Here is a 24,853-nt window from a genome sequence, read left to right as displayed (position 1 = left end):
GAAGCACGCCACGAGTTCCGGTATTCACAAGGGTGACAGCAGCATCATGGGCGCGGACGCTCTCGGCGGCAAGGACGTCGGCTTGCGGCCCCGGCATCTGTGGGTGATCGAGAGGACCGCCGCCAGTGGGGTCGCGGTCCGCGACACCCGCCTGGATGCCTCGGACCCGCGCTCCACGCCGCCGCCTCAAGCGAAGGCGTCGACGCGAGGCAGCGATGCCGACGCAGTTCGCGCGTTGTTGGCGGCGGAGTGGGATTCGCAGCAGGCGGATGAGTACGACCTGGACCCTGAGTCGCGGCATGAACCGGGTGGTGTGTCTGGTTCGGGTGGTTTGTTGGACCGGTTGGATTCTGCTTGGTTTGAGCTTGATGCTGCTGTGGCGGCGCATGTGTTCGATGCTGCGGTTGAGGCGAATGTCGGTGCGGGGGATGTGGGTGGGGATGGTGTGGTTCGGTCGCCTGCTCGGCTTGCGTCGGCTGTGGAGGATGCGCAGGAGCGTTTGACGGAGGCGCTTCGTGAGTTGGCGCGGCGTGATGTCGGGGTGGCGTCTGCTGAGGTTCGTGCGCTTGATGTGGTGGTGCAGGCGCGTTTTGATGCTTGGGAGCGGGGGGCTTCGGCGGAGGAGCTTGCGGCTCTTGATGCTGCGGTGGATTCGGCGTATGAGGCGTTGCAGGTTGCGTATGCGGAGTCCGGTGGTGTTGGTGGGGACGTCGACGGTGCGGTGCTGCCTGCGGTGCGGTTCAGTGGCGACCCGATCGACGTTTCGGGTGGTGTGTCTGGTTCGGGTGGTTTGTTGGGGCGGTTGGGTTCTGCTTGGTTTGAGCTTGATGCTGCTGTGGCGGCGCATGTGTTCGATGCTGCGGTTGAGGCGAATGTCGGTGCGGGGGATGTGGGTGGGGATGGTGTGGTTCGGTCGCCTGCTCGGCTTGCGTCGGCTGTGGAGGATGCGCAGGAGCGTTTGACGGAGGCGCTTCGTGAGTTGGCGCGGCGTGATGTCGGGGTGGCGTCTGCTGAGGTTCGTGCGCTTGATGTGGTGGTGCAGGCGCGTTTTGATGCTTGGGAGCGGGGGGCTTCGGCGGAGGAGCTTGCGGCTCTTGATGCTGCGGTGGATTCGGCGTATGAGGCGTTGCAGGTTGCGTATGCGGAGTCCGGTGGTGTTGGTGGGGACGTCGACGGTGCGGTGCTGCCTGCGGTGCGGTTCAGTGGCGACCCGATCGACGACCTGAGTGTTGACGGTCATCGCGAGCCGTCCACGGATCGGGACAGCGGTGGGCAGCGCGGGGCCATGCTCCGGCTGGACTACGACAGTGTTGACGATGAGTTGCGGCGTTTCTGGCGGCAGCGGACGGAGGACAAGCTCGATCCGTTGTTGCCGGGCGAATGGGAGGGGTTGCGGTCGCAACCTGGTGTGGCGTCGATCGTCGACGGGTTCGAGGTGCGTCGGATGGAACCTCGGCCGGGGCGGTTCGTGCGTGAGGTGACCGTTCGGGTGTGGCCTGGTGCGCGCGGCGCCTGGCGGGTGGCCAACCAGAAGGTGAACTTGCGCACGTGGGTGGCGCCGTCCTGGGATCAGTTCCACGTGCGGGTGGAGGCCGCGCCGTCGGAGCAGGAGGCGGACCTGGTGTCCGCGGAGGAGGAGCGGGGACTCTTCATCGATCGTTTGATGGAGCGCCTGGGCCGTCCTTACTTGTTCGATCCGGCCGCGGACGTGGATCCTCCGGCTGATTTGCTCCCGTCGAGTCGTTCGGATGACGGTGGCGTGGGGACGGAGGGCGGTGATGGTGATCGGCAGGAGGAAGTACCGGCCGGGGACGGCGGTTCGGCGCGCCCGCGTGGGCTTTCTGAGACAGTCGACCCTGAAGGCGGCCCGGTGGCCGAACGCCTTGCCAGTGCGGAGAAGGTACTCGAGAAGCAGCCTGAGGGCCGCTATCGAGAATTGATCGACGCCGCGAAGGCGATCGTCGCCGAGCGTGGCGTTCACGATCGGCCGGACCTTATCACCCTCGTCGCGGCCGAGCTGCTCCGCAACGGCCCCGAGGCGGCTGGTGAGATCGCCGGGCAGTCCAGCGAGCAGCCCGGTTCGCGGGAACCGGATCACGCCGGGCAGTCCCCGTCGGGGGACTCGGAGCTGCGACCGGCCGGCACCCGCCCGCGACCGGCCGGCGCTCGCTGGCGACCGGGGCTGGACTCCATCGACGAGCAGCCCGCACCGGGCGACGCTCTCGACCCGGACATCGTGCGAGGACCGGCCGACGCCCTCGACCCGGACACTGTGCGAGGACCGGCCGACGCCCTCGACCCGGACACCGTGCGGGCGAAGGTTCCGGACTACCTGCTGGAGAACAGGGCCGCGGGTCCGACGCGGCAGTTGACGCCCGTTAATGGCGCGGACATCCGGGCGCGTCTGTCCGAGCTGGTGCCTGCTTTGCGTGGACACAGCAAGCTCGCGCAGGTGCAGGCGGAGGTGAACGCACAGGTTCTGTCCTTCGTCGGTGAGAACCACCGGCCGCCCTATCGGATCGTGGTCGGCAAGAAGGTCTACGAGTTGACGCTGCGTGCCGAGCTGTTGTGGGATCAGGTGGAGGCGCTCGACCGCAAAGCCGAGCCGGATCCGGCGGTGTCGTCCAGCGACGACAAGACGTGGTCGGACAACGTGACGGGCACGTCCCGCGACGGCAGCCTGAACGCGCGGGCGACGGCCCTCGTGACGCCGCCCCTGATCCTCGGTGCGGGCGTCGGGCTGCCATTTGCGCCGAACTCGGCACACGTTGCGGAGGGACAGCGCAAGACGACGGCGTCGAGCAAGGTCGAGTGGGGAGAGCTGCACCCGGTTCGGGTGCCGGTCCGAGTGACCTATTCGTTGCTGGATCCCAAAGGACGGCCGGTCGGGCGGATCGACGACCCGGCGGATCCGGAGGGCTCCGGACGGGCTCCGTCGGTGACCGGCACGGTGGATCTCGGCGCGCCGGTGTCGTTCGCCCGGCCGGATCCCGGCGACCCGCCGCGTCCGGTGCAGGGTGATCTGCCGTCGGCGCCCGCGGTGGAAACCGTGTACTCGGTCACCGAGCGAGGCCGCGGTCTCTTCGACCAGGCGGCGACGGGACTGCCGACGAGCCTCAGGGAGATCGGCTCGACGGGTCGCGAGACGCTGCAGGAGTTCCTGAGCGACGCCAACATCGAGTTCCACTGGCACAAGATGGCGGTGTTCGACGACGGGGCGAACCCCGACGCGGGCTGGGTGCGGTCGCAGCCGCTGGTGAAGGGGCCGGAGGGCGAGCGCTGGTGGAACCGCTGGTGGAACACGGCCAGCATGTTCGAGATGCGGGCCGTGGCGGAAACCGTCCAGTACATCGAGACGGTGGAAGCGAAGAACACGACCGGCAGGTTCGTCAAGGACACGGTGACGAACGCGGACACCACGAGCCGGGGAGCGAATGGCATGGTGGTGGTGGCGGTAGGCGGCGACGCCGAAGCGGTCTTCGTCGGTGCTGGGCCTGTCGTCGGCCTATCAAACTCCAAAGAGCACATCTTGCGGCACTCGGACAAGGCGTTGACCAAAACCTCCGTCGAAACGACCGGTAATACGGTCCGGTACCGGACGGTGCACCGGCTTCAGGTGCGGCAGTTGGGTGGCGGGGTCCGCACGCTGGACGGCGAGATCGTGTCGTACCAGTCGACTCCGGCGGACAAGGCCGAGCGGGCAGGGCTGGGACCCGGCCGGACCGATGCCGCCACGGCCGGCGAGCCGGCGGCTGCCGGCTCGCCGGCCACGATGCCGGAGAACAGGGCCGGGGATGCGGCTATGGGGCCGGAGAGAGGTCCGGCAGCGCAGTTCGAACGTTATCCACCTCCCTATGTTCTGGACGGCACCTCGATCGGTGGCGCCTCCGTCGACGACTTCAGTGGTGGGAAAAGCCTCGACGCTTTGGTGGCTGGTGCTCTGCGGAAGCTCCCCGGCCGCAAGTGGTATCACCTGACCCGCAGCGACTACGTCGTCGAGTTCGGTGATGTCGAGGTCGCGTGGTACTCGCGCGGCCTCAAGGCATCCGTGGCACGACTGCTCGGGCGAGGCGAGCAGCTCCGGCAGGACCTGTCGGACGGGCATCTTTCCGAGATGATCGACACGATGCTCACCGATCGCGGGCTGTGGTTCGCGTTGACGAAGAAGTCGACTTTCCAGGACTACGTCAACGTTGTGAACCCGTGGGCGCGGCTCGTCGATGTCCGTCCTCTCGGTGAGCCGGCTATCGAGACGTCCTCCGTGACCAGCGAAACCGTCGAGAAGCTCGATTTCTCGGCCACCCGCACGAAGCCGACGAAGTTCGACGCCGGTCTCCAGATCGCCGTGTGGACGCCCTTCGGTGCCGGCCCGTCATCGAACCTGGTGTTCGTGAGGGGAACCTGGAGCAAGCTCTGGTCGCATTCCGACACGCTGGTCGGCAAGAACGAGGAAGGAACGGCCCGGGAGCACGGTGACACCGTCGCCCAGGACGGTGGGGTCGAGGCAGGGAGGGTGTGGGCCTACATCGCGTCGTTGGAGATCTGGATCGATGTCCATTCATACGTGCGGCCCAGTGCCCTGCTACGGGGAATCACGTTGGGCCGCCGGGGGAAGTCGGTTCCGCCGCTGGTCGGTGCGGATGACGTCGCCGATCCCGCCCCAACCGGGGAGTGGCGACTGGGGCCGGTGGTGGTGCCGCTGCGAATCCTGGTGCCGGAGGCGTTGACCACCACGACCCCGCCGACTCCGTTGATGCCGGTGCTTCCGCGCAACGTGGTGCCCATGGCGGCCCCGGTGCCGCCGCCCAACAAGCTGCACAGGAAGGCCCCCCGGGTGCTGGACGACGTCGTGGTCGTCGCGGTGCTCGGTACCGACCACATCGGCGATGCGGTGGACACCCAGGTCTTCGCGGCGTCGAAGGACCCGGTGGACGCCGTGGACGCGGACGGGAGGGCGGTGTTCCCACGGGGCACGAACTCGCGTTCCGGCGAGGAGCGGCTCACCCCGGACTCGCTCCGGAGGAGCAGGCGGAGGTGGGAGCCGATCCCCGTCCACCGAACCTGGGAACGTCGCCGTCGTGACCTGGACGTGGACGCCGCCGTGGTGCTCACGCCGGCGAACCCCACGCCGGTTTCGCCGGTGGAGTACCAGTCGATCGAGAAGAGGTACGGCGGTTCGACGGGCCTCGTGAAGTCCGACGGGAACGGCAGCCAGTACACCACCAACGTGGTCGACGCGGTGATCCCGATCAGTGGTTCGGCGGGCAGCGGGGACATCGTGACCCGGTTCCGCGGGGTCTTCGCCGGTCTGGTCGAGCTGCTGGCCTTCCGGACGGGGCACGGCTCGGACAACGTGGTGGAGGCCGCCGAGCGGACCTCGGTCATGGGCGCGAAACCGGTCAAGGAGACCTTGGTCTGGGTCGATCTGCGGGTAGAAGTGGCGGCTGAGGCGAAGTACCGGGGCAACTTCGACAAGTGGGAGGTGTTGGCCGACGGCGAGCCCACCCGCGCCGGCGTCAGTTTGGAGCTGCCTCGGTCCATGCTGATGTGGGCGACCGACGAGCAGATCGCGGCGATGGGCGGCCTGCCTGCCCCTGCACCCGCCCCCGCTGATCAGCCTGGCGCTGGTCCGTCCACCGCGAGCGGTGGGCGTGCCGAGCCTACCGGTGACACCGGCACGGCCCCGCCGGTGGCGGAGGTGCCCGGGTCCGTGGTGAGCGGGAAGGGCGTTTCGCTGGGGCTCGGCGCGATCACCACGACGATCGATCTGCGGGACCGCATCCCACACCTGCATCGCAGGCTGGCGGAAAGCCTCGGCGAAGAGGCCGCGGACCTGTTCCTGCCGAAGTCTCCGCACGACACCACCCACGACAACTACCGCCAGGTGCAGCAGTTCCTGGCGAACGTGCACCGCACGCTGAACTCGGCGCTCAACGGCGGGCGGATCGAGCCGGTTCGACTCGAAGTCGGCCGGTGGCGAGGCAAGACCTACTACCTGGGCGTCGATCCCAGCTTCGTCGAAGCTCCCCGTTTCTCCGGGATCGAGCACGTGGACAAGTTGTCGGTGGTGGACCTCTTGGCGACGCAGGGGACCACATCGCGATCCTCCGGGCTCACGGTCGCCACGGTGGCCGCGACGGTGCGTCCTGGTATCCGCCTCGGGGCGCAACCCGACCCGGTGGCTGCCGGACAGCAGACCGGCACCGGGCCCGGTGCGGGAAACCTCGGGCAGGGCCTGACGGCCGACGCGTCGCTGTCCGTCCGGGACGACAAGCGGACGGTGGGTCGGCTCGACGAGCACAGCCAAGAGGCGAAGACCTCGGGCCCCATGGCCGCCTACTCCGGACAGCTCGCGCTGGAGCTGAGGGTCGAGCGGGACTTCGGGCTGGACGAGACCGGTCACCAGACGGCCCGGGAAGTGGTCGCGACAGACGTGACGCGGCGCGGTGACGTGACCCTGTTGAAGCTGCCGGAGGAGTCGTTCCCCGCACCGTCCGGCGGCAGGCGGCGGCTGGGCGAGGCGGTCCCGCGGCCGTCGACAGCCGACCAGGACCGTCCGCGGAAGCTCGTACGCCCGCGGCGCATCACCGCCGCGGAGCTCGCCGAGTGGCGCACACAGCCCGGCTACGTCACGGTGACCGACCCCGGCGCACGCGAGCCGGCCGCCGGCGGGTTCAGCTATGAGCGGGGGGCCTTCCAAGCCGAGCACTACTTCGGCGACCTGGCGGACCTCCGCGACCAGGCGCTGCTGGCCGTGGCGCGAGCCGGGAGCACGCTCCGCGCGAACGTGGACTCGAAAACGGTCGTCGACTTGAGGACGGCGCTCACGCTGCCGGCGGTGAAGGCCGGTCTCGGGCTGATGATGCGCGGTGAGTACGTGGTGCCGCTGGCGGGCCACGACCTGGAGGTGCACGCCCGGCTCCGGCACGACCCGAAGCTGTCGTCGGCCAGCGCCGGGGTGGACATCGAACCGAAGACGAACACCTACTACCAGGACACGCCCCTCACCCGGACGGGGCACGAGGTGGAGGTGACCGGTCATCCGTTGCTGGCCGGCGGTGGAGCCGCGCACCCGGCGGGAGCGAACCAGTTCAGCGAGGGCCGCAACAACTTCGGCTCGGCGATGAGCAACGTCCGGACCGATGTGCCGGTCGGCGGCCTCGACGACACGCTGGAGGCGTCGCCGAACCGCGTCCGGCCCAAGGACAAGGTCACGACACCGCCGGCCGCGGGCGGCAACATCACCCAGGTCGACCTGCACGACGTGGAGTTCCGGTTCGTGGCCAGGCCCAAGAGTTGGCGGGCCCCGTCCGGAGTGGGTGTCGCGGACCTCGTCGTGCACGAGGCATATGGCGTCCGGCATCGACCGGACCCCGCACGGCCGCTGCCCCAGCCCCTCACCGAGGCGGTGACCCGGCTGCACGAAGCCGGGCAGGATTGGAAGAACGCGGAGAAGGCGCTCGAAGGGCTTCGGCTGCGGCAGACGCCGGAGACCACCGGTGAGTTCGCAGTCGCGGGGGCCACCCGTCGGAGGGCCGAGGCCGCGTACTGGGCGGCGAAGGAGTACTACGACCTGCAGATCGCCGCCGCACGGGCGGCCCAGCCCGTCACCCGGGCGGCGGAAGCCGCCGAGCACGCGGCCGAGGTCGCGGCGCGGGAAGCCGGCAACGCGGCGAGGACAGAGCAGACCGCGGCGCGTCACACCGCTGTCGAGGCCGCGCAGGCCGCTGCCCGCACGGCAGGGGACGCCGCACGCGAGGCCCGCCACCACGCCGATCAGATCGCTACTTACACACACCAGGCCGCTGAAGGCCACCACCGGTCCGGGCTGGTCGCGGCGGCGGACGTGGTCGCGGGCGAGGCGGTGCAACGAGCGGAGCGGGCCGCTGACCTGTCCGCGCGCGCCGCCGGCCCGTCCGCGCCGGATGATGCCCAGACCCCTCCCGGTTCTCCCGAACCGGACGACGGGTCACCCGGGCGGTCCACGGACCCGCAGGAGCCGGCAGCCGGCGATGAGGCCCTGTCGGCCGAATCTCCGGCCGAGACCACGACCCCCGGACCGGGCGACGGCCGACGCGGCTCGGCCGAGTCGGAAGAGATGTCCCCCGGTCGCCCTGCTCCGGTTGGTTCGCCGAGGGTGGAGATCGACGACCAGCGGCCGGCGGCGGAGATCCCGTTGGAGGAGGCGCTGAGGGACGCGGCCGTGGCGGATCCCGTCGTGCCGCACGACCTGATCGGGCCCGACCTGTTCGGCCTGCTCGCCCCGACCCCGGCGCCGAACTTCCTCGCGGGCCTGGACATCTCCCGCGTGAGCACCGCGCAACTCCCGGCCTTGTTCGACCTGATGGACCTGACCAGGCCGACACCGGACGTGATCACCGCCGAGAGCCTGGCTTCCCGGGACGATCTGGTGATCGGCGTCGACCGGCCGGCGGACACCCGCACCGACTGGGCGCCCGGTGACGTCCCGCCGCTGCCGGAGCGGCTGGAGATGCCGAAGCTGCTGCACACGATCTGGATGGGCAGCCCGCTGGTCGACCGCGGCCCGACGCGCGACATCAGGCAGCGGTTCGGCGCCGGGGCCGATCTGTACTTCGACCGCGCCACCGGCGACCGGACCGGCACGTCCGTGGTGTGGACGGACATCCCACGCCGCGTGTTCGAAGCCGCCCGCGCCACGCCACCACCGGCGGACGGCGGGCGTGACGAGCACTCGGACATCCGCGAGATGGCGGAGTGGGCGGTCGAGCACAACGTCCGGGTGCTCAACTTCGACGAGGTGTTCTCCGACAACTCGCCGATGCGCTTGCACCCCTTCTTCCGCAGCGAACTGCACAAGCAGAGCGGACGGGGCTGGGCCGCGGCGAGCGACATCGCCAGGTTCGAGGTCGTGCGGGCGTTCGGCGGCATCTACACCGACGGTGACAACGAGGTGCACGATGTCGGCCTCGCCGCGGACGTGGTGCACTCGCCCGAGGCGTGGGCGTTGCTTCACACCAGCACGAAGATGCTCAACAACGCCGCGTTCGCGATGCCGCGCAACCACCCGCTCGCCGGCCTGGCGCTCCAGGGGATCGCCAAGAACTACGACAAGCGGCAACGTGAGCTGTTCGACCCCGCGACGGAAACGATGAACAAGGAGTTCTTCGACAGGTCCGGGGACGCGCGAGCGCGACGCAACTCGGTGATGCGTCGCACTGGTCCAGACTTCCTGTTGCGATCCTTCCTGCCCGGACTGGGATACGTCCACGAGCCGGTCGTGCGCGCGGTCACCATGCACACGGCGCAGAGTTGGCTCCCAGGAGCGACGAAGACGGCTGTGCCGCCGGTGAGCGGTCCCCACGAGACCGTGGAGCTGACCAAGAAGGTCGTGCAGACCCTCGTGCGTGATCTGCGCAACCGCGATGGCGACCTGCACCTGACCGTGGTGGCGGAGGTGGTCGCGCGCCACGCGGAACCCGATCGGATCTGGTCGGCCGCGTTGGGCTTCATCGCCTCCCGACCGGAGCTCGCCATGCAGGTGCGGACCGCGACGCTGGGGCGGTGGGAGCAGGGGCGGCCGAACCCGGTCGTGCTACCCGCGCTGCCCGAGGACGTCCTCGTCGTGTCCGACGTGGGTCTCGCGATGCGGCTCGGCGAGTACACCTACCCGGCCGGTGTTTTCGGCGCGGACGGACCGCCGCCGGTGGACATCACCCCTGATCCGACGACCGGCAAGCTGCCCGACGCGGCCAAGTCGGAGCTGTTCCGGCTGTTCGACCTCACCGGCACCGTCGTGGCTCGGCGGCAAGCGCAGGGCATGCCGGTCCCCACCCTGACCCTGGCGGCCGACGACGCCGTGGTCGGCGTGGTCATGGAAGCGCTGCAAGAGCACTTCACGGCGATCCACCCGACGGTCGAGCAGGGAGCCCGCTTCGAACAGCCCGAGTTCGAGATCCGCGATCCGGAACCCGACGGTCGAGCGTTGGCCGAGTTCACGCCACCACAGGCCGAGGTGGACATCGTCCCGCTGCGGGACGCGGGTGGAAACGCGGTAGGTGTCGGGTTCCCCCTGCCCGGCGAGGGCGACAGGCTCGGCGAGGCGTTCCGGCGTAGTACGCGACCGCCCGACGAGTTCACCGTCGCGGTGACGCACGGTCCCGAAGGTTTCGAGATCCCGCTGCGCGACGGTGGTACCCAGACCGTCGACGCGCCGGTTCTGATGGCCTTCCTGTCGGCTCTCGACCCTGAGACGTACGGCGACTGGCGCGGGTACCCGTCTCTGCTGTTCGTCACCAACCACGCGGACTCGCCGGAGTTCCGGGACCGGGTGGACGCGCTGCGGGTGTTGGCGAGTGAGGCCGGGTACGACGGCGACGTCCGGAGTCGGTCGTGGCCAGAGGGCGCGATGTCGCCCGGCCATGTCTCCCCGGCGGACGACCCGGCACCGGAACGAACGACCGTCGGCACGGCGGCGCCCACATCGGCGGATCCCGACGCGCAGCCCGAGGAGCCCACCCCTCACACGGAGGGCCGTCCGTCACCCCGATCGGTGATTCCGTTGGCGGATTCGGCGGGCAGGGTGGTCGGTACCGGGTTCTCCCGGCCATCGGCCATGCGGCCGGATCCTGGACAGGTCGCGCCGGGTCCTTTGCCCGGCCGGGAGGAAGAGTTGGCGGAGGCCCGTAGGGTTCTCTACCGGGGCAAGTTGAGCGTTGAAGCCGCGGATGCGTGGTGGAGGCGGGCTACGGAGATCGTGACGCCGCAGCACCAGATCGCCGTCCGTATAGGCAATCTGTCCGCGGAGGACCGTGCTGGGCGGGAGCGGGAGGACGCGGTCTTCGATCTGGTGGCGTGGCGGTTGTTTATGGACCGCGACAAGCTCGAACCCGAGGCCGGTGCAGTCGAGTTGTCCAAGCAGCTCCGTTCCGAAACCGGCAACCCCCGGATGACGGGGGGCCCCGGCGGTCGCCCGGGTCGGCGCGGTGTGCCCGAGCGGTCGAGCCGAAGAGAGCGTCCGGGAGAACCTGGGCCGTCCGGAACCCAGGAGCGGTTGCGGGACACCGGGCGGGTTGCCGACGAGCCGATCGCGGCAGAGGCGGGAGGGAACCGGCAGTCGGTCCGGGGGGAGCAGCTCACGCACTCGCCGTGGTCCCGGCACTCCTTCCCGCTCACCCTGCCGAGTAAAGTGGAGTGGGAGGGCGAATTCCTCGAAGTCGACCCGCCGGAGCTGTCCCAAGTTGATCAAGCGGCATTGGCGGAGCTCGGCGCTCGGATCAAGAAGGAAATCGGGGAACGGGGTCCTCATGTCGAGGCACCGGATGTGCGCGTGTTCGTAGTTTCGTCCACCGCGCAGAGCGATGCCTTCCGTCGGAAGATTGCCGCCCAGCAGGGCATTCTGGCGAATGCCCTGGGCGGGCTGGGAATCCGTATCACGGTGCACCATAAACGACAGTCGTCGCGCTTCCCTGGAATGGCCGATGCGTTCGGTCGGGTCGAGGTGGATTTCGACTCGCCGCGGGAGTCCGAAGACTACTACGCGAATGCGTCGAGCTTGGACCTTTCCTTCGCCGCTCGTCTCGGGCTTTTGCCGGAGGCGCATCGGCAGCGTTTGGGGTGGATGGTCAAGGGTTTCGCGGAGCGGGTGTTCGACGGGCGGGCCGACGGCCAGCGGCTGGTAGTAACACTGGACGGCGGCAAGATCGCAAGGAAGCGCGACGACGAGGTTTCCGAGGTGGTGCGGGAGGCGTTCAAGTCGGCGCGTGCCGGCAGGCGGGGTCTGCTGCCGGATGTCAAGAGCGTCGTGAAGATCGAGCGGTCCGTCATGGGCGGGGACACGATCGAGGCGCGGCTCGTGGTTCCCTCCGCGGACGGGGGTGAGCCTGTTGCGCCAATGCCGATGAACAAATACCAGCGGGCGAGGCTCAGGAAGTTGCCGCCTGAGGAGCGTGCGGCGCAGTTGGCGCGGTGGGTGGAGAAAGACCGGCGGGACAGGGAGCGTCGTCGGCAGGAAGAGGCGGCGGCGCCGAGGTCGCTGGAGGAGCAGCGAGCGGAGGAGTTCCGCCGGGGTGATGTGGAGATGGGTGGTGTTCCGGGTTCGGAGGGTGGGTGGCCCGGTGGTCCTTCGTGGGAGGAGGGTTTCCCGTCGGGGTCGGACTGGCCGGACAACCACACGCCGGGGTTGTTCACGGGTGAGCCGGGTCAGTTCCGTCCCGCCGGTCCGGAGAAGGCCGGGTACGGCGAACCGCCTGCCGAATTGGACCCCGCTTGGGAGGATCTTCTGGTCTATCCGGAGGACGGTGGTCCCGGCTCGGGTGGTGGCGATTCGTTGTTCGGCGGGTCGGTCTCCGATTCGTCTGCGGTGGGGCTGTTGCCCAACCGGCCTGGTGCTGTGTTCGACCGGTTGCTTGCCGAGGCAGGGGTGCCGGAGGCAGGGGAGTCGGAGGGCCTCGCCTGGTTGTCGGAGGTTCCGTGGGGTGATGACAGGTTCTGGGACGACTTGTCGGCCGGTGATCCCGGCTCCGGGGCGATTGCGATGCCTTCCGATCGGGACGCTGATCCGGGTGGACCGGAGCCGGCGCTTGGTGAGCCCGAACGTGGACCGGATGCCGCGGTGCGCGGCGATGTGGCGATGGCGGACGCCTTGGAATCGCCGGACGTGGAGGACGCGTCGGAGGTCGGCCGTGCGGAGCCGTCCGGCGGAGCTCTGGGGTCGGACCAGACTCCCCACCTCGGGCCGGGGCCCGACCCTGCGGAGCCGATCGTGCTGGAGCACCTCCAGGCGCAATTTCCGGCAAGCTTCGCGTATACGGTGGCGAAGCAGGACTGGGTCCCTAGCGCTCATCGTTGGAAGAAACTGGCGGAGAAGTTGCCCGATGAGCGGCAGCGCACACAGGAATTGGCGCGGCACAAGCGAGCCACCGAGGATTGGGCGCATCGGCTCAAAATGGAGCGGGAGGAGGTTAAGCAGCTGCCTGAGCCCCGGCGCACCGAGGGGTTGGCGCGGCTGAAGCGGGAGAAAGCGGGGTATGATGCGCAGCGGAAGAAGCTGAAGCACTTGGACCGGCAGGAGGCCGCGCGGGACCCCGCGTGGTGGCCGTGGTCCAGACTCTCCTTCCCGTTCGGCTCTTCGGCGGAAGTGGCGTGGGAGGGCAAGTTCGCCGAAGGTTCCCCGCCGAAGCTCAAACCGGAACATCAAGAGTCGTTGATGAAGATCGGTGCCCGGATTGCGGCGGAAATCGAGAGACGGGGTCCGGGTGTCGAGGCGCCGGATGTGCGCTTGTTCGTGTGCACCTCCGACAGGCGGTCTACGGCGATGACTGCGCAGTTGAGCACGCTGTTGGATGCTCGGGGCGAGCTGAGTATCCCTTTCACGGTGCAGCATGATTCTTGGCCGCCAGGCCTCCCAGGATCCGCCCCCGTGTTCGGCCGGGTCGAGGTGGATTTCGACTCGCCGCAGGAGTCCGAAGACTACTACGCGAATGCGTCGAGCTTGGACCTTTCGTTCGTCGCTGGTCGCGCGCTTTTGCCGGAGGCGCATCGGCAGCGTTTGGCGTGGATGGCCAAGGGTTTCGCGGAGAGGGTGTTCGAAGAGGAGTCCGACCGTCCGCGGCTATTGGTGAGACTGGGCGCCGGCAAGGACCGATGGAAACGCGTCGGAGAGATTTCCGTCGTGGTGCTGAAGGCGATCGAGTCGGTGCGTGCTGACAAGGCGGATGACCACCTGTTGCCGAGCGTCGACAGCGTCTTCCATGACGCGGTGAGCATCGAGGTGCTCCCCGGCGAGGGAGACACGGTTGAGGCGCGGATCAGTATTCCCGCGGATGTGACCGGCGATTCCGCGCTCGTGAGCGGTGAGGCTGCGCAACCGGAGCTGAGCGAGCACCGGCAAACGGTGCTCGGGAGTTTGTCGCCGGAGGAGCGTCCGGCGCAGCGGGCGCGGTGGTTTGAGGAAGACCGGCAGGCCAGTGAGCGTTGGCGGGCGGAGGCGGCGCGGGCGGAGGCGCGGGCGGAGGCGGCGCGGGCGGCGGTGGCGCGGGCGGTGGCGCGGGCGGAGGCGCGGCCGGAGGCGGCGCGGGCGGCGGCGGCGCGGGAGAAGGCGCGGGAGAAGGCGCGGGCGAAGGCGCGGGCGAAGGCGCGGGCGGAGGCGCGGGCGGAGGCGGCGCGGGCGGCGGCGGCGCGGGCGGCGGCGGCGCGGGCGGAGGCGGCGCGGGCGGAGGTGGCGCGGCAAGCGGAGACGTTGCTTCGGATCGTGGAGGGCGTACCGGGGCGGGGCGATGTGCGGCCGGAGGATGTGCGGTTCGTTCAGTTGGTTGAAGAGGGTGTGGTCGTGGGTGTTGGTTTCCCGCGTGGCGCCGCTGAAGAGGAGGTGATGCGGCAGGCGTTCAACTTGGGCGCTGGTAGGTCGGTGCGTGAGTTGTTCGGTGTGCCGGAGGGTGCCGAGTCGTTGGTGATCGCGGCGCACCATAATGTGGTCGGATTCCGGGTGGCGGATCAGTCGGGGGTGGAGCTTGGTCTTGATTACGGGCAGATGGCCCGGTTGTTGTTGTCAATTGTGGGTGGGGCGGAGGTATCGGAGGGTCGGGCGCCGTGGTTGGTGTATTTGAGCTGTCAGGTGGGTGCGGTTGATCCGGTCGTGGGCCGGGGGTTGGCGGATTTGCTGGGTGGTCGTTTTGGCGGGCAGTTGGCCGCGCGGGGTAGGCCGGAGGTGTTCGAAGCCGGTGGGGTGAGGTTGCTGGCTGATCGATCGGTGGTGCGGTTGGACCAGGAGGGACTTCCCGCTCACCAGCAGGCGGTGGCCTCGGTCGGGGTGATCAAGGGCCGGCGCATCCTGCTGGCCCCGGATGCCGAAGCGGAAGGCGACAGCATCCAGCTGCGGCCCGATGGACTGATCGACACCAGGCCGATCGGGGGCCCGACGACCCGGATGGACCCGGATGCCAGGGCGAAGCTGGTGTCCGAGGTGCGGGTGGGCGTCGCCGCGCTGCACCGGCACCTGCAGGCGTTGCCCGACTACCCGCCGCAGGTGCGCGCTCAAGCCGACGCGTGGCGGGATGCGGTGCGGCGGGACGACTTCGCCGCAAGGGACCCCGAGGAGTTGCGTGAGTTCGCGCACTCGGTCCAACTTCTGGTGCGAGAGGCTTACCAGGCCCGCGCCCAGTGGATCGAACGGGACTACCACGAGGCCAAACGCACGATGGAGCAGTCCCGCGCGTTCACACCGCCGTTCCACCGGGACGGGGTGCCGGGCGGCATCACCTCGCTCCCGGGGACCGTGCTCGGATTCGAGGACGAGTTCCTGATCCCCGAAGGGGACAGCGACGAGATCGCCGAGCTCGCCATCGACCTGTCCGACCGGGATCTTCTCGGGTGGGAGCCCGGCCAGGAGCCGTTCGAAGGGCACGCCGAGGAGATAGCCGAGGTGCTTGCCACCGGCAGGTGGGCGTTGTCGTGGGAAGCCTCCGACCAGAATGCGCTCGAGCTCATCTCGCCGAAGCTGCGGCCCGGCCGCGACGCCGATACCTGGGATCGTTACGACGAGGTGTTGACCTCTGTCAAGAGTGCCGACGGGCATGCCGACGGTATGGGCGGCCACGTCAACGTGAGTCTGGAAACCCCGTTGACACCGGTCGAATACGTACGGCTGGCCCAGTTGACGAAGGCGTTCGAAGCGGTGCTGTACCGCTTGGGCAACTACCCGGGTGGCGGTCTGCGCAATGTCAAGCTGGTGGGGCCGAATCCGCTGCCGCTGGATCCGGCCACGGTGTCGTCCCTGGAGGACGTGCTCAAGCTGAGCGCCGGGAAGCACGACGCGGTGAACTTCCAGCACGTCACGGAAGGCGAAGGCGCCCGGGTCGAGTTCCGGTTCTGGGCGGCCAGCCTGGATTCGGGCGTGCGGCAGACGCAGGCGGAGATCAGCGCGGCGATGCTGGTGGCGGCGCGGGATCCGTCGATCTACGGGCGTCTGGACGCCCTGATGGCCGATCGGCCGATGCTGCTGGCGCAGGGCGGTGACGACGGGCTGCCCGCCCTGCTGAACTTCCTGGAGTTGCTGCCGTTGAGCCTCGCGGCGCAGGAGCAGGCGGTGTACCTGTTCGCGGCCACCGAACCCTGGAGGGACACCGGCGACAACGATCAGCGTTTCCGTGCCCAGGCGGTGGGACTGCCGAACGGCGGCCTGCTCTTCCCGCGCCCCGGGCAGTCGGTGGCCGACGCGGTGCGGACCGCTCGGCGCGTGCACGGGTACGAGGGTGTCAAGATCATCATCGCGGACCTGGAGCCCGGAACCGATCAGATCGCGCTCTGGGACGGTCGCACCGTAGACGGCGACAGGTTCATCGACGCCCTCACGGGCCGTCATCTCCATCTGACCGGCACCATGGCGTTGGCGATATCGGGCGCGGACAGGACGCCCTGGTTCCACGCTCTGCTGGCGGGCCTGCCGGGGCGGCCCGTGTTGACAGCGCCTGACGTGGTGATCGACGCGCACGGACGGGTGCTGGCGGCGCGGCAGTTCGTCGACGACGGCCGGCAGCGGGTCGAGATGAACCAGCACGGCTGGACCGAGCGCACGGGCACGGCATCCTTCTCGACCGGGAAGACCGATCTGGCCGAGGCGATCGCGGAGGCCCACGCACGCCGTCGTCTGATTGGCGACGTCATGCGCGCCCTCGCACGTACGAAGCAGTACCTGGACACGCTGCCGCCGGACATGTTGCCGGAACTGCGCGGGCAGGTCGCCTCCGCGGCCGATGTGCCGTTGGACAGCGCGGCCGTAGACCGCTTGCGCGCGATGGAAGGCGACGCCCGTGACTTGCTGGGCCGGGTACGCCGGATGTGGGCGTCGTGGCACTACACCGAGGCCGGCCGCCGCGCTCAGCAAGGGCAGCCTGTCCTCGTTCACCATGCCGGGGGCGTGCCCGGCGGCATGGGTTCCCGCACTGCCGTGCAGGCTCGTTTCGAAGTGCGGTTCCGGCTTCCGGCGGAGGGGTTCGACGGCCGGGTGCGGGCCCTTGCGCACGACTTGCGCGAAGCCGGCCTCGTCAGCGCTGCCGAGTCCGACGACCCACGACTCGATGCGGGCCGCGAGGCGTCGACCGACCGCGAGGAATCAGTCGAGGATTTCGAGCGGGACGAGTGGCGGCTGGTCCGGGAACCGGGCTCCACGACGGTGGCACTCGTGTCGCCGGTCCTGGATCCCGGCGAACCCATCTGGCAGCGGTTCGCCACCCGCCTGGAGCTCGCCAGTAAGGCGGGCGGCGACGGCGCGGTCACCGGCGGGCAGCTCACGCTCGGGCTTCGGCCGATGCTCGTTCCGGCGGAGTCCGTGCAGCTGGCGCGGTTGGCCAAGGTGTTCGAGTCCCTGCTGTACCGGCTCGGCAGCGGGCCGGCGGGAGCGGGTCATCGGGTGCTGACCGAGGCCGGCCCGATACCGGTCCCACCGAGTCCGGACAGCGTTCGGACGGCCGACGACGTCCACCGGTTGAACCGGGACGAGTCCGACGCGGTCGGCTTCGGGCGCGAGGACGGAGTCGTCTTCCGGTTCTGGGCGGGTGGTCTGGACGCCGCCCGGTGGCAGGCGTACAGCGAGATCAGTGCGGCGATGGCGATGGCGGCGACGGACACGTCGGTCCAGCAGAGGCTCGACGAGCTGGTCGCCGAGCCGGCGCTGGTGGGCAGGAGCACCCCGCGGCTGCCCGAGCTGCTGGCGTTCCTGGACCTGCTCGACCTGAGCGTGGCCGTGGAGGAGCAGGCCGTGCGGTTGCTCGCGACGACCGAACCTTGGCAGCACACCGGTGACAACGATCCGCTTCTCCGGTCCCGAACCCTGGGGCTGCCGCGTGGTGGGCTGTTCTTCCCGGACCAGTCGCACTCGGTGGCACAGGCCGTTCGACTGGCGCGGAAGATGGAGGAGTACCCGGGCGCCGACCTGGTGGTGGCCAAGGTGTTGCCCAACGGTCGGATCGCGCTCTGGGACGGTGGGGAGGTGACCGGCGAGCGGTTCGTCGGAATCCTGGGCGAGCGTGGCGTCGGGCGGAACAACGCGGTGGTGCTGTCGGCGCCGGGCGCCGAGACCACTCCGTGGTTCGAGTCGTGGGCGAAGAGGCAGGACCACCCGGTCCTGACCGCCTCCCAGCCGGCGTTTGGCGGACAGGGCCGCTTGTGGGCGATCCGACGGACCGGCCACGAGGTTGCGCCTGACCCCCGCGGTTGGGTCGTGCACTCGCGGCACGGGTCTGTCGCGACCGGGCAATCTGATCTGGCAGTCGCGCTCCGAACCGCTCACCAGGACGTCGCGAGTGCCGGTGATCAGCCGGGTCACGGCGCCCGGAGCGTGGTGACGGGGCCGGCTGCCGTGCCGCCCGCGGGCCCGTCCGAACAGTCCGGCCCGGAGGCCGCCGCACCCGTTGCCGACCCGCCTGTGCGGTTCGTCGAGTTGCGTGATGAGGATGGCGCGCTGATCGGTGTTGGTTTCCCGCGTGATGACGACGAGGCCGGGATTCTGAATAAGGCGTTCAGGTCGGGTGCGGGTGGGTCGGCACGTGAGTTGTTCGGCGTGCCGGAGGGTGTGCGTCCGTTCGTCGTGGCGGCGCACCATTCCGGTGGCAGGTTCCGGGTGGCGAACGAGGCGGGGGTGGAGCTGGAGCTCGATCCCGAGCAGATGGTTCGGTTGTTGTCGGGTGTGAGCGCCGGTCCGGGGGCGTCGTGGGATCGGCAGTCGTGGTTGGTGTGGCTGAGTTGTGGATTGGGGGCGGTTGACTCGGAGTTGGGGGATCTGCTGCGTGGTCGGGTTGCCGGGCAGGTGGCTGCGCGGGGTACGACTGAGGTGTTCCAGACCGGTGGGGTGAGGCTGCTCGGTGATGCGTCGGTCGTGCGGCTGGGTGAGGCGGGGGAGACGCACCACAAGCAGGGGGTGACCGCTGTCGGGGTGACCGAGGGCCCGAGCGTCCAGATGCTGCCCGACAGCCTGCTCAGCGCCATTGGGACGCTGGCGGGGAGGTGGCGTGTTCGCGCCGCGGCGGCAGCGACGACCGTGGAGGAAGTCGCGCGCCCCGCACCCGGCCGAACACTGTTCGAGCACTACGCGCTCCGGGTCGCGCGAGCCATGCTCGGTCCCGAGCCCACGCCGCGGGAGGTCCCTGCGGGGCGCCGGCTGAGCGAGCTGTACAGGCAGCTCACGAATATGCTCGCGCACGAGATGATCCGGGCGTATCGCAACAAGCCCGGTGCCGAGCTGCACGCGATGCTCGGCGGGTGGCGGACCACCAGGGCGATGCGGGAGCAGCTGCAGGCCGTCTACGTCCTCGCCCGGACGCGGAACCTGACGGATGCGGAAATCACCGCGTTCCGGTCCGATCCGCGATGGCGTCGGCACCTCACCGCACCGGCTGAGCAAATCCCGCGGATTGCGCTGTCGGATCACCATGCCCTGCAGCTGCTGGCCCAGTGCCGCGATTCGGGCAACCGGCGGCTGAGGATTCGTCACCGGGGCCTCACACTGCCGGAGAGCGCGCTGGTCGACGAGATGGCCGCGGCGGTGGGCTACCGAAGGGTGCAGGGAATGCCCGCGCAGGGCATCGACGACTACCGGCAGATGGCACGCGACATGCGCAACGAATTCGCACGGTTGCGCACGCCGGCTGTCGACGATGTGCCGTTCGACAGCGCCGTGGACTTCTCCTTCGTCGTGAACGACGAGACGTTCTGGAAGCGCGTCAGGGAGGCCCGGCGCGAATCCGCATTGTTCGCGTGGGCGGCGTCGGTTGATGGGGAGACGCCTGAGTTCGTCACCCCACGCCCGGATGGTCGGCCGGACTACCGCGCCGTGAGTTTGGCCCTGCTCGGCCCGCTGCGCGAGCCCGATGGCCGGTTCGTGCCGCGGCGCGCGCTGATGTACGACCGGGTGGCCGCAGTACTGGCGCGCAGTCTGGAGGTGGCCGGTCGCAGCACCTGGACGGACGTCCTGGACGAGTCACGGCCGACGCTCGAGTGGCTGGAGGCGGAAGTGAACGCCGACGGCGTGGAGCGTCTCACGATCCCCTACCACGATGTTGAGGCCATGTGGCGCAGGGCTCAGCTCGACTTCCGGAGCTGGGACAACGGCTCGGACCAGAGGGGCTTCGGTGGCCCGGCCTATCAGGCCGCCCTGTTCGAGCTTGCCAGGTACCCCACCATGCGTGAAGGCGAGATGCTGTTGGCGGGCACGAACGACGCCCGAGCCGCGGAGATGCGCCGGCAGGCCGAAATGATGCTCGGGCAGCGCCCGGCGCCGCAGTGGGGAACGGGCCTGGACGCCGAGGAACAGCAGCGGCTGTGGCGGCGCATGGTCGCCGCCGTGGCGGCCATTGGGGCGACGCCCAACCGACCCGAATTTGAGGTACAGCTCTATGCGCGCGCCCTAGTGCTCGAGTTCCAGAAAATGCTCGACTACGACGACGGGTCGATGATCCTGGATAGGATGGCCTACGTCGCACGACAACAGCGTCTCAGTGCGATGGAAAGCACGCGCGACATGCGAGCAGCCGCTCGGGCCCTGATCGGGCGGCTGCGTGAGCCGGGGCACGGGGCGGTCGGTGCGCATCGGGTAACGGTGTACGAACGGCTGGTTGTCGGAGTCTCCCGGTACGTCTTCGGCGCTGATGGGGAAAGGAACTGGCAGGAATGGGGCAGCTTGCTGGAGCGCCTCGAGAACTGGTTCAACGGCGACGGTGTCACCCGGGTGTCGTTCGACTTGCCGTTCTCGCAGGTGATCCCGCAGGCGTACGCCGGTTCGCTCTCACTCGTGACAGCCACTTTCGAATCGCTCCTGTACGAGCGGGTAGTCTCACACAAGGACCTGACGGTGTACTGGGGGGACCCAGGCCGGGCCGCGCGGCTGTCGCAGGACGCCGAGAGGTTGCTCGGGCAACGGCCGGCCGGCCGCACGGGCCTGGGCCCCTCGACCGAGGAACAGGACCGACTGTGGCAGCTCGCGGTCGCGGCCGTGTCAACGAGGTTGGCTCAACGAAATTCCGGCGCCGAGGACGGCGGTACGGCAGTGCACGCCCGGAACCTGCGGGCGCGGTTCACCGAACTGCTCGGACACGACGAACTGGCCGCTCTGTCCGACATGTTCGTGGAGAGGTGGCCGGAAATTACCGCCCGCCAGCAGCCCGGACTCGACGCGCAGCCACCGCAGGCGCGAGACAAGGCCCTTCGCTTCGCCACGGCCATGGTGGGCCCACTCCCGCGAGTGCTGCCGGGCATCGGACCCGACCGCGACCGACAGAGTGAGCTGCACGCCATCGTCACGCGGTATCTTGCGTCGCTGCTGTTCGTCGGTGGCCACCTGAATCCCACCGAACGTCAGCTCTCGCGCGCCTACGAAGCGGCGAAGATCATCCGCAACCACGCCGAGTGGGTGCGGACGTGGACGGTGGACGGACCCGTGCGGGTTACGCTTGACGAGGGGTTCTCCGTGCCGTGGGACGTTGTGCGGGAACGGCTGGACAACGTCGATCCACACCGGCTCCTCAGGAAGATCGCCGACTTCCGGTCGTTCTGGGCGCCCGAGCTCGGCTCCAGCCGCGATCAACTCGGGCAGCTAGGGCTAGGGCCAGACCGCGTCAGTTTCCTGCTGGACCAGGCACGAACGCGGCTCGGTCCGCTCTTGCCGGAGGGACTTCGCCAGCGCGGCGTCCCCGATTCGACATGGCACTTCATGAGCGGGATGGAGGAGGACGACGCCAAGGAGCTGTACTCGGACATGCTGCACCACATCGCGTACCGGATCCGGACCGCGCCCGAAGACTCCGTGAACAAGCTGGTCGCCGACCTGCGTTCCGGTACCAAGGTGATGGTGGGCTTCGACCACCTGCTGACCTGGATCTCGCGGTCGGACGAGCAGTCTTCCCTGGACCCGGTTCCCGGCTACCACGAGCCCGTGCCACCACCGGACTACCTGCCGCCCCAGGATGCGCCTGTGCTCGACCCCGCTGGACCCGACCCCGCCTTCATCACGACGTGGTACCCCTGGGCCGAGTCGATCATCGGTCCTCGCCCGCGCGCCGCCGGCGAGCCGAACCGCGGCGCCGAGTATCGGGAGGAATTCTTCCGGCAGTTGACGATAGCGGTGGGGAATGCGGCGGGACGCCGCGCGGCGGAAATCGAATCGGTGAAACTCGCGAAATTGCGGCACAACGACGTGCGGCAAGCGGCGCGGCAGGCCCGGGATCGGGCGCGGGAGCAGGAAGCGAACCGGGGCGATGCCCGAGTCGTCGCGGAGGCCAAGTTCGAGGCCGCGCAGTTGGCCGCGCAATCCGAGGAAGCCCTCGCGGCCGTCGAACATGCGAAGGCCGCACGCAAGGAGGCTGACCCGGAGCAGACCAAGCAGCGCCGCATCGAGGCGGCGAAGGCCGATGTGGATGCCGCGAACCAACGGGTGCGGGCCGCCAGGGCGCGCGTGGCCCTCGCGGAGGCGGAGAATTCCCCCCTGGCCGTTGCGGAATACCGGGTGGTGGCCGCGGAATATCGCGTGCAGGCCGCCGAAACCAAAGCCGTCCTCCTGGAGCGCAGCCAGGGATCCGCGCCTGATCTGCGCGCGCTCGCGACGGTGGAGCTGAAGATCGCCTTGGCTCGGCACGCGGTTACCGAGGCCAGGGTGCTGGTTGCGGAGGCCGCGAGCGAGAGCGCGGAGGTGATCGAGCAGGCCCGAGCGGAGGCCGCGCAGGCTCATGAGGTGTCGGCCGAGGCTCGTCTCCGACGCGCGGAGGCCGATGGATCCGATGTGCCGGCGATCGTGAAACTGCAGGTGGAAGCTGCGCAGGCTCGGGCGGACGCTGCCTGGGCGCGGGCGTCAGCCGCGAAAACCCGAGTCGATGCCGCGGCGTTCGCGGGCGGGGGCGCGGAGGTGGCCATGCGCGGCCATGCGGAGATGATGTTGGCGCGCGCCGCGGGCAAAGAGGCCGAGGCCGATCATGCCCAGTTCAAGGTGAAGCTGGAGCAGCTCTCGTCGGCGGATGCGGACGCTGTCGAGCGCGCGCGTGTCGAGGCGACACGCGCCCGCACAGCCGCTGTCCAGGCGCGTGTCGAGGCCGCACAGGCGCGTGTTAATGCCGCGCAGGCTCATGAGAATGCCGTGCGGACCGCGGGCGCCGAAAAGGTGACGATCAGCCAGGCGGCTCTTGATACTGCGCGGGCACGGGTAGATGCCGCACAGGCCTATGAGGATGCCCTGCGGACCGAGATGGCCGATGCGGACAAGATCGCGGCAGCGCGCACGTACATCGTGGTGAAGCGTGCTGAGGCCGCACGGGCGCATTTTCATGCCGCGCAGGCTCATGAGGATGCCCTGCGGACCGCGGGCGTCGACGGGGTGACGATTGCGTGGGCGCGTTTTTCGACTGTGTCGGCGTATGCTGATGCCGCGCAAGCTATCGTGGACGCTCTGCGGAAGGTCGCGGCACCTAGGGACCAGATCGCGCGGGCGGAATCCTACTCATTGGAGGGCGACACCAAGCGGAATCGGGCGATGATCGAGGCGAATCGGGTGTTCGCAGCGGCGAGGGAGGCCCGTGCCGCAGCCGCGGCTGCCCGTGTCGACGAAATGGTGGCGCGTGTTGAGACCGCCGAGGCCCGGGAAGATGCCTTGCGGGCCGAGGAGTCTGGTGCGTCCGACATCGCGCGGGCCCACACCGAGACTGCACGGGCGCGCGTTGATGTCGCGCAGGCGCGCGAGGACGCTGCCCGGGACGCGGAAGCCGATGAGGCGACGATTGCGCGGGCGAGCGCCGATACTGCACAGGCCCGTGTTGATGCCGCGCAGGCTCATGAGCATGCCCTGCGGACCGTGCTGGCTGAGACGATCGCCAGCGACTGGGCGCGTAGCGAGGATGCGCAGACGCAGGAGTTCGCGCGGGATTTCTTGGAGGCTGCCGAGGCCGCGGTCGAGCAGGCGAGCGTCGAAACCCGGCAGGTGCGTACCGAGGCTGTGCGGGCACGCATGAAGGCTGCCCAGGTGTTCGACGACGCCGCGTCTACGCGTGCGGGCGCGGCGTACACCCGTCAAAGGGCCGGAAGCAGCGCATACGTGGACACCGTGCAGACGTACGAAGAGGCCGCGGAGGCACAAGCCGGCCTGGTGCGGGCACGAGCAGAGGCGACGCGGGCGGGTGTCGAGCCCGTCGCGGAGGCCGCGCCCACCGAGGGCGGTGCCCCGAGGCCCCACAGGACGATCGAGCGGGTGTGGTGGCGACCGGCGGACCAGCAGGCCGCGGTCGAGTTCCGGTTCGCGGCCGAGGCGAAGGAGTTCGGCCGGAAGGCCGGCGAAGCGGCCGGTGGCGAGGCGCTGGCGCGGATGCTCTCCGTCCACGGCTGGGCAGTCGCGCGGGAGCTGGACCTCCCGTGGCACCGGGTCGTGAAGTGGGCTGTGGAGGAGCTCGAGAGCCTCCTGGTCGACACCCCGCAGTCCGCTCGCACATGGCGGCTGCGTGCCCTGCCTTTCGTCCAGCCACCTGAGGTGTCCCTGGACGACATGGACGTGGACGACTTGTCTGTGGAGGACCGCACGGGTCTGGTGGACCGCTGGGGTGCGGAGGGCCCATATGCGAACGACCCGAGTGCCGAAGGTCTGCGCGCCTTCTCCGTGTCCGCCGACGAACTGCGAGAGCTCCTTCCCGCGTTCCGGCGAGTGCTCAGTGCCGTGGCCTACCTGCTGTACAAGCACCGGCAAGAAGCTAACGCCGGCGATCCCGCCCGGCGACTGGCCCAGGTGCTGCTCTCGAACGTCGACGCGGTGATGGAGGCGGAGCTCGACGACGACGACCCGTTCATCGACGATCCAGCCGACCGGATCCTCCAGCGGCTGTTCGCCCGGCGGCTCGACGGAACGAGGTGA

General features: G+C 69.4%; 1 protein-coding gene (cut by a window edge). It reads left to right on the top strand.

Annotated features, from left to right (window positions below; all coding sequences use genetic code 11):
- Positions 1 to 24,853: the 3' portion of a peptidoglycan-binding protein gene (locus ACQPZF_RS25920; RefSeq protein ID WP_433274694.1), read on the top strand. The gene continues 7,142 nt to the left of window position 1, outside the view; 24,853 of the gene's 31,995 nt are visible here — the last part of the coding sequence; the start codon falls outside the window, past its left edge; it ends in the stop codon at positions 24,851 to 24,853.

This window comes from Actinosynnema sp. CS-041913 (genome assembly GCF_050942485.1).
Lineage (GTDB): Bacteria > Actinomycetota > Actinomycetes > Mycobacteriales > Pseudonocardiaceae > Actinosynnema.
Note: the sequence above shows the minus strand (reverse complement) of the source record. Positions and strands in the feature narration are given on the sequence as shown.